General features: G+C 66.2%; 12 protein-coding genes. 5 read left to right on the top strand and 7 right to left on the bottom strand.

Annotated elements, in window-relative coordinates:
* The first annotated feature begins 363 nt into the window (after positions 1-363).
* The 4 genes from ITJ60_RS08800 to ITJ60_RS08815 all read left to right on the top strand — a co-directional run bounded on the left by ITJ60_RS08800 (position 364) and on the right by ITJ60_RS08815 (position 3,827).
* Complete coding sequence (locus ITJ60_RS08800) at positions 364-1,275, top strand: hypothetical protein (protein WP_194647673.1); 912 nt, start codon at positions 364-366, stop codon at positions 1,273-1,275.
* Positions 1,276-1,341: 66 nt separating this feature from the next.
* Positions 1,342-1,746: a GNAT family N-acetyltransferase gene (locus ITJ60_RS08805; RefSeq protein WP_194647674.1), complete on the top strand. Its 405-nt coding sequence runs from the start codon at positions 1,342-1,344 to the stop codon at positions 1,744-1,746.
* A 609-nt stretch (positions 1,747-2,355) separates the two neighbouring features.
* On the top strand, positions 2,356-3,162 hold the full coding sequence (locus ITJ60_RS08810) for an isocitrate lyase/PEP mutase family protein (protein WP_194647675.1): 807 nt from the start codon (positions 2,356-2,358) through the stop codon (positions 3,160-3,162).
* A 188-nt stretch (positions 3,163-3,350) separates the two neighbouring features.
* Entirely contained in the window at positions 3,351-3,827 is a 477-nt protein-coding gene (locus ITJ60_RS08815) for a hypothetical protein (RefSeq protein ID WP_194647676.1), read from the top strand.
* 376 nt (positions 3,828-4,203) lie between these two features.
* Here the strand turns inward: ITJ60_RS08815 and ITJ60_RS08820 are convergent, their stop codons facing one another.
* A complete protein-coding gene (locus ITJ60_RS08820) occupies positions 4,204-5,061 on the bottom strand; it encodes a DUF2510 domain-containing protein (RefSeq protein WP_194647677.1) in 858 nt (285 codons plus the stop codon).
* Positions 5,062-5,297: 236 nt separating this feature from the next.
* Here ITJ60_RS08820 and ITJ60_RS08825 point away from each other — a divergent pair, with 236 nt between their 5' ends.
* The gene (locus tag ITJ60_RS08825) at positions 5,298-6,164 is read left to right on the top strand and encodes an AraC family transcriptional regulator (RefSeq protein ID WP_194647678.1); all 867 of its coding nucleotides are present in this window, start codon (positions 5,298-5,300) and stop codon (positions 6,162-6,164) included.
* A gap of 347 nt (positions 6,165-6,511) precedes the next feature.
* Here ITJ60_RS08825 and ITJ60_RS08830 read toward each other — a convergent pair whose 3' ends face one another.
* The 6 genes from ITJ60_RS08830 to ITJ60_RS08855 form a co-directional block, all read right to left on the bottom strand.
* Positions 6,512-6,817: a hypothetical protein gene (locus ITJ60_RS08830; RefSeq protein ID WP_123314036.1), complete on the bottom strand. Its 306-nt coding sequence runs from the start codon at positions 6,815-6,817 to the stop codon at positions 6,512-6,514.
* Between the two features lie 243 nt (positions 6,818-7,060).
* Positions 7,061-7,855 carry a polyprenol monophosphomannose synthase gene (locus tag ITJ60_RS08835; protein ID WP_194647679.1) on the bottom strand — a complete coding sequence of 265 codons (795 nt, stop codon included), beginning with the start codon at positions 7,853-7,855 and terminating at the stop codon, positions 7,061-7,063.
* Between the two features lie 480 nt (positions 7,856-8,335).
* On the bottom strand, positions 8,336-9,880 hold the full coding sequence (locus ITJ60_RS08840) for a glycosyltransferase family 39 protein (protein WP_194647680.1): 1,545 nt from the start codon (positions 9,878-9,880) through the stop codon (positions 8,336-8,338).
* Entirely contained in the window at positions 9,877-10,524 is a 648-nt protein-coding gene (locus tag ITJ60_RS08845) for a phosphatase PAP2 family protein (protein ID WP_194647681.1), read from the bottom strand. Before ITJ60_RS08845 ends, ITJ60_RS08840 begins: the two co-directional genes overlap by 4 nt.
* Before the next feature lie 612 nt (positions 10,525-11,136).
* Positions 11,137-11,889: an ABC transporter permease gene (locus tag ITJ60_RS08850; RefSeq protein WP_123314040.1), complete on the bottom strand. Its 753-nt coding sequence runs from the start codon at positions 11,887-11,889 to the stop codon at positions 11,137-11,139.
* Between the two features lie 138 nt (positions 11,890-12,027).
* Positions 12,028-12,684 (bottom strand): DedA family protein, encoded by a 657-nt coding sequence (locus ITJ60_RS08855; protein ID WP_123314105.1) that lies wholly within the window; start codon positions 12,682-12,684, stop codon positions 12,028-12,030.
* Positions 12,685-12,713: the final 29 nt, after the last annotated feature.

Raw genomic sequence — 12,713 nt, forward strand, 5'->3', positions numbered from 1 at the left:
GCGTACACCGGCATCGGCTGCTCAAGCTGCCGCACGTCCGCCCCACGTGCCGCTTTCTCCAGCGAGAACGGCTGCGGCGGCACTCAACGAATCGAACGACGACGACTTACGGGACGGATCGTACGAGAAGGCACCGACGCTGATGGCGCGGCCGTATGGCGCACGCGAAGTGAGATTCGGTCCGGACCACCTATGTGCGACGGAGCTGCTCGCCGCCACGTACGTCGATCGTCACAGCAGCCTGAGGCAGCGACGCGACCAGTCAAGGACCGGCTTACGGCACCGGATCGTGCCGCGTCTCCGAATCCCTCCAGCGGGCGACGATTGCGCACCGATGTCGCACCGACCCACCAACATTGAACCGTGACCGATCCCGAGCCCGATGAATCAACCCTGCCGCCGCAACAGATCCACCTCGTCGGTGGTACCAACTTCTCAACCTGGCCCGATCTCAAGTGGGCCCGGGGGAACACCCACGCGAAGGCGCTTGAGGCCAGTTTCGTGGAGTGGTCGGCGAGTGCTCCGGTGACGGTAGAAGCCGTCCTGCGCGAGGACCGTCAGGGGCTCGATTTCGTAGCGCGCGTCCCCCGCGGTATCCCCAAACACGAGTGGTCGCTAATGCTCGGGGACGCCCTGCACAACTTCCGGAGCGCTTTTGACGCCCTCGCATGGGGCATGGCACATTTCAACGACGCCCAGCCCACGAAGCCCAAGGCGATCTACTTCCCGATTTGCACCGAACCGAAGCAGTGGAACGACGCGCTGAAGTCATGGGTGGGCGAACTTGATCCGGAGTTCCAGCACCGACTCCACATCATGCAACCGTTCAACTACGTGCCGCCCGGCATGCCATCGGTGCTGAGAATGATTCACGATCTTGACATTCAGGACAAGCACAAGGACTTCCTGACCGTCTCAGCGGACATGAACGGGCTTGCCCTCGACGGAGCAATCTTCAAGTACGAAAACGCGGACGTTGTGGCGACACCACGCATCGAGATGAGGACGGATGTGAAGTTCGCCGATGGCGTCGTGCTCGGGACGTTGCATGCCGGTGCGACTGTCGAGATGGCGGGCCAGGTGTTCCTGCGCCCGACGATGCAAGTTCAGCTGACCTGGGAGGGCCGAACCTATGACGTGGGGACCATGCTTCCACAGTTCATCACCGAGGCGCGGCGGTGCCTCGACATCTTGATGCACGGGCTCGCTCCTGTGGACGACCCCGACGGCGAGTGGTCGGAAATGGATGTGAAGGTCGGTCCGGCACCGCAGTGAGGTGCTCGGTCAGCCACCGGCTATCGGGCGCTTTACTGATGACGCACCTCGTGGGAACTTGGGACGATGCAGCACAACGACGTGGCGCTAACGTGGCGTTCAGCCATCAGTGACGAAGAGCTTGCGGACCTCACCGCGGCACACGGAGGTTCGCCTGAGATCGGCTGGTGGGATCGGGTGAGCCGACACTCCCTCGGATGGGTTGCGGGCAGAGACTCGCAGGGAGCCCTTGTCGGCTTCGTGAACGTCGCTTGGGCTGGCGCGGACCACGCGTTCCTCATCGACACGAAGACGCATCCCGCACATCAGCATCAGGGCCTCGGCACTGCTGTCGTCAGGTATGCCGTGGAAGCTGTCCGCTCTGCCGGCTGCGAGTGGTTGTTCGTCGACTACGGCGAGGACATGGTGCCGTTCTACGAGAAGGCTTGCGGCTTTGCTCCCACCCACGCAGGGCTCATCCGTCTGCGCTGACGACGCGCCTCGATAGCCGATCGTCAACTGAACGATGTGCAGGGCCGGAGGTGCCCCGCTACGTCGTGAGGATCCAGAGGAATCCGAGTACGGCGAGAACCACGCCCCCGATACACCCGGCGACCCCGATGAGAGTGGCGATCTGAGCGAACGTGCGAGCAGCCCCTTCGGTGTAGAACCGGTCCTGAGCCGCGGAGGCCAGGAGCGTGGCCGCGACGGCGACCGGGAGCGAGGTGATCCACGTGAGGCGCAGAAACTCAGTGGCACCCACGACTTCCGGGGCTCGGGCTCGAGGCACCCCTCGGCCGTCTGCCGGGAACGCGGCGTCCATTCGGGCAAAGTGCAGGTACACGACCACACATAAGAGAGCACACGCAGCCAAGAGCACGAGAGCAGCGCCCGGCAGGGCCCAAACGATCACTCGCTCCCGCATCCCACCCCTCACGCCTTCAGCCTGCCAGACCGATTAGGGCGAATCATGGCCGAGAGGGCGAGGAGCTGCGTGCCGAATGCGTCCGGTAATCGACCGGCTATCGAAATCGCTGTAACGCTGACCGCGTCGTCCGATATCCGCCAGAAACTGAAGCGCGGCTCGGCTGAACTGAGCAGGTGAACAACAGAACCACGCAGGCCGCCGCCTTCCACACGCTCCACCAGGACTTCGCACAGCCGCTCCTTCTCGCCAACGCCTGGGACGTAGCAAGCGCCCGACTCGTCGAGAGTGCGGGTGCGCCAGCCATCGCTACCACCAGCGCAGGTGTCGCATGGTCGCTCGGTCATGCGGACGGTAACGCGCTCGGGCGCGAGGAGGCCGTCGCGGCAGTCTCTCGGATCGCTGGCGCGGTGACTGTGCCGGTCACCGCTGACATCGAGGCCGGCTACGCCGACGACGCAGACGGGGTGGAACACACGGTCGACGCAGTTCTCGAAGCCGGTGCAGTCGGCATCAACATCGAAGACGGCGCACTGCCCGCAGCTGAGCTCATGGACCGTATCGGCGCGGCTCGACGTGCAGCGGGTCGTGCTGGGGTACCGATGTTCATCAACGCGCGGACGGACGTGTACCTCGCCGGCCTGGTCTCGCCGGAGCAGCGCTTCGCTGAGACCCTCCATCGGGCACACCGGTACCTCGAAGCAGGAGCAGATGGTGTCTTCGTACCCGGAGTTGGCGATGCCGACACGATCAGAGCGCTGGCTGAGGCAATCGACGGCCCGCTGAACGTGATGGTCGGCCCCGGCTCCCTGACTGCCGCGCAGCTCTCAGAACTCGGAGTGGCCCGCGTGAGCGTCGGTTCGGGCATGGCGCAGGCCGCGTACGAGATTGCTCGATCGGCCGCTATGGAACTGCTGACTGCCGGCACATACGGGTCCTTGACGCCGGCCGTCGACTACGGCGAGCTGAACTCGCTGTTCTAGCGAGGTCCGCGACGAAGGAAGAGGACCAACGTCGAGTGACGTTGGTCCTCTTCGCTCCTTGCATGTCTGCCTCGGCTAATCCAAGGGTTGATGGTGAAGGTCTCGGCGACCGATCGGCTACCGGGCGGGCCGGGGTCGTCTTGGCGCGCGGATAAGGGATCACGAGCAATCCGTTCTACGGTGTTGCAATGACGAGTGACGTCGAGGGCGGGCCTGGCTGGGTCATTCGGGGCGCTGACCTTCGGCCAGCGATCACCGATCTCGCGAAGTTCCGTGACGGCATGGCAGGTGACCCGCTGGTTGCAGTCATTGAACTGTTGTGGACCGGTCACGCACAGAACGCCCTCGAGCGCCTCGAACGACTCCCAGAGAGCATGCGCGTGAGAGCACTGGTCGCAGACTGCAAACGTGATCTGGGGGATCACCTCAGCGCGGTCCGGGAGTATGACCGACTCGTCGCGGAGTGCGCCGGAACAGCCCGGGAGGCCGTCATGCGGCAACACCGAGCGAAGGCGTTGCCCGCCGCCGGCCGCACGGACCGAGCAATCGAGGACTTCCGTCAAGCGGTCGAGCTCCGACGCGGACACGACACCGCTCTTCTCGCCTCAGCCGAGCAAGGTCTCGCCGCGGCCCAAGCAGCCACACTCCGGCCACCGCTGGCGTAGCAACCTGTCTCGCTGACGGATCGGCTACCGGACGTCGGTGTCCTCTGGCGCATCTCTGCGACGGCGGATAGCTCGGAGAACCGCTCTCCAGCTGGTGAGGTACACCACGAGGCCGATTGCTATGGCGATCGTTTGCGGGGCGCCGACGAGCACGAGTGCCACCGCTGCGAGGAGCGCTGCCAGAAGAGCGCCGACGAGAAGCAGGGTCTGGAAGTTGCGCAGCCGCCGCTCGGCTCTGGTCGCCCGCATGTTTCGAATCTAACGAAAGCGTCCGTCAGCCAATCGGTGAGCGGTCGGCTGCGAGTCGTGCGCAGTCACGCAAGGGGAAGGCTGCTCGCGCTACACGGCGCCCTCGGCTCGGCCGGCCCGGTCAGGTTTAGCGGCAGGTCGCCTGGGTGAACTTCGCCCTCGAGACGCCGCTGCGGGTGAACGTGAACTCGAGCGCACCCGTCTCGCCCTCACCGAGGGCGTAGAGGGTGTCGTTCGACGACGCGACGACCGTGCCTGCACTGTCTAGGCCGTTGACGCCAACATAGACGCCTGACGGGCAAGCGTCGTACGCGTAGACCTTCGCCTTGAAGCAGGAGCCGAACGAGTACTCGCAGCCACCCTCGAAGCCGTCGTCGCCTCGGCTGAGCCACTTCAGCGCGATGCCGGACCCGGCGTCCTTGAACCCGGCCGGCAGGTCCGGGGCGGCCTCCACCAGAGCCGTGTCGTCGTCCGGTTCGGAGGCGGTGCGGGGCTCCGTGTTGTGAGAGTCGACGCTCACGGCGACCATTGTGACGATGAGGGCGAGGGTGGGTATGGCAATGATGGTGAACCACCAGCCCACGGGAAGGATCTGACGGGACTTCCTCACCGGGCGGGGCTGCTCGATGGCCTCGAACCCGCCGTCACCCTCGTTCAACCAGGTACGGCCGGTCCAGTACCGCCACGTGTTTCGCTTCCACCCGTGCTCGTGCCAGCCGACACGGCGAACGTTGTTGTTCGCCGCTGTCGTCGCACCAGGATCAGGGGATGCCACCGCGGCCGGCTCCGCCTGGGCTGGGTACTCGCGCGGTGCGGCCACCGTTGCTTCTGCCATGGAAGACACCTCGGCGCCGATCGTCTCGACGTCCTCCCGAATGGCGCGCTCGACGATCCACTCCGAGCCGTCCCAGTAACGTTCGCGGCCAGCGACCACTGAGGGGTACCAGCCAGCAGGCGCAGCAGGTGGGGCATCGTCGTCGTGCACAGGAGCCTTTCACAGAGGGAACCGTGCAAGCCTAAGAGACGCGACAGGCGCTCAATACCCCTGTTTCGGGGCGTCGGGCGGCCGCAATGCTGAGCACAGGCGGGGCCATGGCAGCGCCCGTCCGGTCATCGACCGGCTAACGGGCACGTTCCGGAGCACAGAGGCGATCCGATCGGACCGCGATAGTAGGGTGCCGACCGTTATGACCCGGAAGTGTGGGTGTCGAAGGAGGCGGCATGATCGCGGAGCTCAACAGACTGGTCGAACTGATCGAAGGTCGCCTGAACGACAACCTCGACGTTGCATCCTTGGCGAGGGAACTCGGCACGACGGAGTACCACCTCCGTCGAATGTTCTCGTCACTCGCTGGGATGCCCCTGTCGGAGTACATCCGGCGTCGCCGAATGTCAGTCGCGGCAGCGGATGTCCTCGGAGACGGAAACCTGTTGAGCATCGCGGTGCGGTACGGCTACGGCTCCACCGAGGCATTCGGTCGAGCGTTCCGATCAGTGCACGGTGTCAGCGTCGGCAGCGTCAAGCGAAATGGCGGCCCCCTTCGAACGCAACCGCAGCTCAGGTTCCGCCTGACCGTAGAAGGGAACATCACCATGGACACCCGCATCACCGATCGACCGGCGTTTCACCTCATCGGCCACGCCATCCGCGTGCCCCTCATCCACGAGGGCATCAACCAGCAGATCCAAGCCCACATCGCCTCACTTCCGGCAGCAGAACACGCACGCCTCAAAGCCCTGAGCGACACCGAACCGGCCGGCCTGCTTCAGGTCAGCGCCGACGTCGACCCGGACTACACCGAGGGGAGCGAACTGACCTACCTGCACGGAGTAGCCGTCACGGGGAAGGCGCCGATGATCGGAGATCTCGACACGATCGAGGTTCCGGCCGGCACGTGGGCCGTGTTCCACACCGAGGGCGAGTATCCGGCTGCGCTGCAAGAGGCATGGGCCGCGACCGCGACCGGGTGGTTCCCGTCGAACCCCTGGCGGCTTCGGCCTGGACCGTCCATCGTCGCGGTACTCGACCGCGCCGGCGACTTCAGCACGGCCACCTGCGAGCTCTGGCTCCCTGTCGAGCGCGCTTAGTAGAGAAGGACCTGTCGGCCGTGGGATGCCGGCAGGTCCGCCGCCCGTTGATGGATCGGCTACCGGACGTGATCACGACACGGATTGGTGCGAGAACGACGACACCGAACGAAGCTGCTCACAGGTAGACCTCGGCAGCTACCACCCAGTGCGCCCGTATCGATAGCCGATTCCCCCAACGGGCGCAGTCGCAGCCCTAGGCCGCTGTCGCTTCGTCAGACTAGCTCCGGCACAACGCCGCCCGCCGATACATCAGTCGATGTCAGCTTGAACTTAAGGGCTACCCTTCCGCCGCGCCGTGTCCAGTCGGCCGACCCAAGGGACAGGGCAGCTAGAAGCGATAGCGGTCAGTGCGTGAGCGCCCCGAGCGCGTTGGGCCAGTCGACGTGCCCAAGAGCTTGCGCGAAGTCCACCGAGCTGGACGCGTTTCCGATCTCGTTCTTCGTGCGCAGGTCGAATATCAACACAACGTAAGCGTCACCTGCGACACGCTCCGGGCCGTGAAAGTCGAACCTCAGCGGATGCCCATCGATCGACCCGAAGAGGGATGAAAGCACTGCCGGGATACGCACCTGCGCGGCGGCCGGCGTGAACGTCGCCCCGTAGGGCGCCAGCTCACCGGAGATGGCGGCTTCAAGTCCTGAGGTCACCATGTTGCCGTACCTTTCAACGCTTGCGGCTGCGTTTGATTCGAGGACACAAGCATCATCCTTCAGTCACCCATGGCTGCGGGGACTACCGCTTGAAGCTGTCGGCACTTACTCAGGGTCGCCCGCTTTTGCAATCTCCTGCAAGGTGGACGCCGAGAGGTTGCTGTCGAGCGCGCGACGCCGATCCAAAGCGCGTGGTCGGTCAGCGATCAAGGACTGAGATGAGCGTGCGCCATCGATGGAACGTCAGTTGTTTTGAGCGGGTTTCGTATGCGCGTTGGTGCGGACGGACGGCAGCTTCCGGTGGTCCTTGACCAGGGAACGGGTCTCGCGGATGCGGCGGTCGATGCCCCACTTCGTCACGAGGGCCAGGCTCTCGCGCACGATGTTGCCGCTCATCTTCGAGACACCGAACTCCCGCTCGGTGAACGTGATCGGGGTCTCGACGACGCGCAGACCCGCCTCGAGGGCACGCCAGCACAGGTCCACCTGGAAGCAGTACCCCTTCGACGCCACACCCGCCAGGTCGATCCGCTCGAACGCCCGCGAGGTGAAGACCCGGAACCCGCCGGTGGCGTCGCGGACGGCGATGCCGAGGGCCAGGCGCGTGTAGAGGTTGCCGCCACGGGAGAGCAGTTCGCGGTACCAGGGCCAGTTCTCGACCTTGCCGCCCTTGATCCAGCGGGACCCGAGCACGAGGTCGTTCGTGTCCGCGAGCTCGAGCATCCACGGCAGGTACTCGGGGTGGTGCGAGCCGTCGGCGTCCATCTCGACGAGCTTGGCATAGCCGTGCTCGAGGCCCCACGCGAACCCGGACAGGTACGCGCCGCCGAGACCGTCTTTCACCGTGCGGTGCATGACGTGCACGCGGTCGGTCTCACGGGCGATGGCATCGGCGATGTCACCGGTGCCGTCCGGTGAGTTGTCGTCGACGACCAGCACGTGGACGTTCTCGTCGGTGGCGGCGAGCGTGCGCTCGACGATGGGACGGACGTTCTCCGCCTCGTCGTAGGTCGGGATGATGACCAGGGTCTCGCTCATGGTGCTCCTTGCTCTTCCGCCGCGGGGTGACAAGGGGACGGTGAAGTGCCCGAGATCATCCCGTTCGCCACAAGGGACGATGAGACACCCGGCTTCACCGGGAACCGCAATGGTTGAGGATGATGCCGACCCCGAAGCCGGCCGCTGTGCCGACAATGACGAACCCCAGGAAGGTGGCGACGAGAGCCACAACGATCTGCCATCGCATCCATGGCTTCCAGGAACCGCCGAGAAGTCCGCGTACCCAGTTGGTCATTCTCGGCTGTTCGAGCGTGAACGTGTCTGGATTGTGAGTGGACACGGTCCACGGGCCGGTCCCGTCGGGTGCGTACAGCCATGGGCCGGTTCCGTCGGATGCGTAGGCGTAGCGGAGGGTTCTGGGGTCAACCGGAGGCTGCTCCGACGGTTGAGCATCGCGTTCGGTGCTTTTGTCGCGGCTTTGAGTGCTGTGCGGTCTCGGGGTTTGCGGGGGTGATGGTGTCATCGCTGGTACTGCACAATCCAGGTGCGGGTGCGCTGCCACGTGTGACGCTGCTGGTAGCCGGCATGGGCGAGTGCCTGCGTCACGATGGTGCGGACATCGGGTTTGACGGCGGTGAGCAGCCACACCACCTTTGCTGCACCGACCTCGTTGCTGATATTCGGCAGCGGTCGTTGCGTTTCCCACAGGCCAGCTGACTTACTTGCCGGGACCACCAGGAGCGGATCGCGCAGTCCGGAGAACGCTGCCGGGTACGTCTCCGCGATGATCCTCGAGGTGGTCAACGGATGCCGCTCAAGGGGTCCGAAGACCACGGCGTCTTCCTGCCCAGCGGGCTCCTGAGTTCGGTGCGCGGCGATGACGGCGGCGGCTTCGTTCCAGGCGGCGTCATCCTTCGCTGCGACTGTGCGCTGTTGCACCCACGTTGGCGCCGTGAGCACCGCGGCGACGATGGTCGCCGTCGCGATGGCGCGTCGGGCGTACTGAGTCGGCACGGCGGTGAGTGCAGCACCCATGCAGAGCGCCACCGCGGGTGCGGTAAACGCTGCGTACCGCGGGGAGTACAGCGGGTTCGTCACCAACGACGCGGCGATCAGGCCGACGGTGGGAACGAGCGCCCAAGGCAGCGCGACCACGAGGAGCCGCCGGCCAGTGTCGTTCCGGCGCATCAGCACGACGCCGGCCACAGCGAGGGCGCATCCGAAGACCGCAAAGCCCGGGTTCTTGGTGAACCACTGCGTCATCAGCACCTCTTGGATCGTGTGCGCGCTTATTGGATTGATCCAGGCGATCTGACGATCCTGGCCCGCGGATGCCGTGGCGAGCGGCAGCAGTGCGCACGCCGACAGGGCAGTTGCGGCGACCCAGCTGAGGAGCACCTTCCGGCTGTCTCGATCACGGCCAGAGCGCCGCAGCAACGGGATCCCCGCCGTCACACCGTGACCGACCGTGACCAGCGCCAAGTAGAGGAACACCGCGCCGCTGAGGATCGAGATCGCCGTGTACACCACCCACCACGGCCACGACCGGGCTCCCTGTCGGGTGCGATCACGGGCGGCGACGAAGAGGATCGTCGCTCCGACTGCGAGGGCGGTGTCGATGGCGAACGACCGCCCTTCCGACCCCATCCACGTCACCCGTGGGAAGAGCGCGAAAAGGACTCCGGCGATGAGACCGGTCCTCGGGCTGGCGAGTGTGCGTCCGAGGACCACGAGCAGTGCCGCGGCGACACCGATCGCGAACGCGGAGGGCAGACGCAGGGTGAACGGCGTGTACCCGACGAGCGCGAACCAGCAGTGCATCACGGCGTAGTACGTCGCGTGGACGACGTCGACGTGTTGCACCTCGCGTGCCAGCGCCGCCCAGGGGCGGGTGGCGGACACGACCGTCGCGGCCTCGTCGTACCAAACCGACGGCACCCAGCTGAACGCCGCCGCCACGGACGTGGTTCCGACACCGACCAGGGTGGGGACCACCCACAGCCGTACCGGCCGGGCGCGTGTGCTGCGCACCGGTACGACACTCCGCTCCGCGACAGCGGTCATCGGTCTCGCGCCTTCCCCACGAGTGATCGAGGCCGGAGACCGGCAACAGCGGTGGGGCCGCGACGTGACCCTGCTCGACCCGCCCCGATCTGTGTCAGCGCGATGTGACGCACGACGGCCCAGACTGCGGACGTCCACACGATCGCGGCCAAGACGTCAGTCGGGTAGTGCACGCCGAGTGCAAGTCGGGAGGTCGCGACCACGACCACGACAACGGTCCCGACCGCGGCGACCTGCACTCGAGCCTTGCCGTGCGTCACGGCGACGAGTCCGAGCACCAGAGCAGTGACCAGCGCGACGTGCCCGGACGGGTACGACCAGCTCTCCACCGCGTGGTGCACGCCGGCGAGCACTGGGCGAGGCCGCTGCACCAGCAACTTGACCGGCTCGACCGACACCCACGACACCCCAGCGATCGCCACGAACTGCATCGCGGCGACACGATCGGACCGCCACCAGACGACCGCTCCGATGGTCACGAGGATCGCAAGACCGCCCGCGGGCTCGAGGAGCACGCCGATACCGGACGCGATGAGCAGCGCGGTCGGCGTCAGGTGTTCACGCAGCAGCTGGTCGAAGCCGGTCTCAGCAGCTCCGACACCCGGAACGGCGGTCAACGTGAGCCCGATGAACACTACGATCACCGCTGCAGTGAACGCCGATCCGAGCTGCCACAGTGCGCGGTCACCCCGCATCGGACAACCGCTCTTGATCCGCTTCAGTCGCTACGGCGAGCAACGCGGCAGCTGCCGCCGTCGCCACAATCAGCGCAGCGACAGCACTGGCACCTACCAGCAATCCAACAGTCATGTTCGTGACCTCCGAACAGCAGCCTCGCGTCGCCGCTCCAAGGAACCACCCAGATGCGCCCTGTCCCGACTCTGCTGCCGCTGACTTGCTTCTGCGAACAGCGGCACTCCTGGTGACGGCGCGGATCCTCATCGGGAGAATGGCTGACGCATGGTCGACCTGCGCCTCATCGGGACTGACCCACGACCATCGACCGCGCAGCCGGGCTCCTGATCGGTCTGCCTTTCCTGTTCCGCCGACCAGCGCCGCTCACGGGATTGCTGCGCCCCCACTAGCGGCGGTGCACTCCGCACCGAAGCATCATCCACAGCGCACTGCCCGGGGACACTGCGAGGCGTCCGCCGTCCCTTCAGATGACGTCACACAGACACAGACGGCTCCGGTAGCTGACGGGCGAGCCCAGAACGTCCCGGACGGTCCTGCACGATCATCGCCAAGGCCGGGCGTCAGCGGATCGCTACGACGTCCGGCCGGGTCTGCACCGGGCCGAGCCAGCGCGTCACGAGGACGGCGGTGATGCTTCCCGTCGCCATGATCGCCGCGAGGACGACGATCTGGAAGCGCCCGGCTTCGAGGGGAGAGACGCCACCGAACACGGCGCCCACGAACGCGCCAGGGAGGGTGACGAGTCCGGTCGTCTTCGTCTGGTCGACTGTCGGTATCAGAGCGGCGCTCACGGCGCGACGTACCAAGTCCGCGGTGGCGCGGCGCGGTGTCGCTCCGAGCGCGAGCCACCCCTCGACCTCGTCCCAGCGATCGTCGACGAGCTCGCGGAAGCGACGGCCGGCTATGGTCGCGATCGACATCGCGTTCCCGATGACGATGCCGCCGACCGCGAGGGCGTAACGGGGTGAGAGCGCGATCGCTCCGCTCCCGAAGACGACGACCGCGCTGACCAGGATTCCGGCTGCCATCGCCCCGGCGACCGGCAGCACCATCGTCCGGAGGTCCCCGAGCCGCCGAGCCGACGTGCAGGACGCGACGAGGAACATCACTCCGAGCGCGAAGCCGATCAGCACCGGCGATCTGATGACACCGGTGAGCACGAGGCTGATGGCCGCGAGCTGCAGGGCGCCGCGCACGATCGCCGCCGCCGGAGCCCACGGCGCTGATGCGCGAGCAGCAAGCAGAACGACCGTCGCCACCGCGACGAGAGCGAGCACACCGAGCAGGGTGCGCACCAGGGCGTCCGCGGTCACGCCTGCTGCTCAATCATCAGGTGCACTGTACGGCCGGCACGGTGTCATCCGTCGAACGCCATGCGTCGCCGACCGCGCTGATGACCCTGGTGATCGGATCCGTGATCTGGTTCGCCGGCGATGGGATGCTGGTCTTGCTCAGCGGTCGCTGCTGATGGGCTGTTTGTTCTGGTTCGTTCGGCTGGTCCGCCGCTTGCGGACCACCCCGATCAGGATGGGCAGGATCGAGACGATGACGATGACGATCATGAGGACGTCGATGTTGTGCGCGACGAACGGGATCCCGCCGAGCAGCACGCCGACCGCGGTGAGTCCGCACGCCCAACCGACCGCACCGACGATGTTCCACAGGATGAACCTCCGGTAGTGCATGTCGGCTGTTCCCGCGGCGAGCGGGACGTAGGTCCGGACCACCGGCACGAACCGGCCGAGTACCAGGGACAGGCCACCCCACCTGGTGAAGAACGCTTCGGCCTCGTCCAGCCGAGCGGTCGTGAGGACCCGTGCACCGTCACGGAAGAGTCGGCGGCCGAAGCGTCGACCGATCCAGTAGCCGACCTGGTCGCCGGCGACGGCAGCGATCGACGCGACGACCGCGACCTGCCATGGTGCGATGCCCAGCGCGGCGCTGGTGATCGCTGCGGTGACCAGGAGCGAATCACCGGGGAGGAACGGGAACAGCACCCCGGACTCGATGAAGATCAGGACCGCGATCCCCGCAAGGACATAGGGGCCGAACGCGTGCAGGACGGATCCGGCGTCGAACAGGTGGACGGCGAGCGGGACGGTGGACATCAGTGCCTTTCCGGCTGGGTGCGGGCGAA

The organism is Curtobacterium sp. VKM Ac-2884 (assembly GCF_015350945.1).
Classification (GTDB): Bacteria; Actinomycetota; Actinomycetes; order Actinomycetales; family Microbacteriaceae; genus Curtobacterium.

Bases quoted from the DNA above. Each gene is read 5' to 3' on its own strand.
- ITJ60_RS08840 (WP_194647680.1), bottom strand. From the start codon at position 9,880: ATGACCGCTGTCGCGGAGCGGAGTGTCGTACCGGTGCGCAGCACACGC.
- ITJ60_RS08835 (WP_194647679.1), bottom strand. From the start codon at position 7,855: ATGAGCGAGACCCTGGTCATCATCCCGACCTACGACGAGGCGGAGAAC.
- ITJ60_RS08855 (WP_123314105.1), bottom strand. From the start codon at position 12,684: ATGTCCACCGTCCCGCTCGCCGTCCACCTGTTCGACGCCGGATCCGTC.
- ITJ60_RS08830 (WP_123314036.1), bottom strand. From the start codon at position 6,817: ATGGTGACCTCAGGACTTGAAGCCGCCATCTCCGGTGAGCTGGCGCCC.
- ITJ60_RS08815 (WP_194647676.1), top strand. From the start codon at position 3,351: ATGACGAGTGACGTCGAGGGCGGGCCTGGCTGGGTCATTCGGGGCGCT.
- ITJ60_RS08805 (WP_194647674.1), top strand. From the start codon at position 1,342: ATGCAGCACAACGACGTGGCGCTAACGTGGCGTTCAGCCATCAGTGAC.
- ITJ60_RS08825 (WP_194647678.1), top strand. From the start codon at position 5,298: ATGATCGCGGAGCTCAACAGACTGGTCGAACTGATCGAAGGTCGCCTG.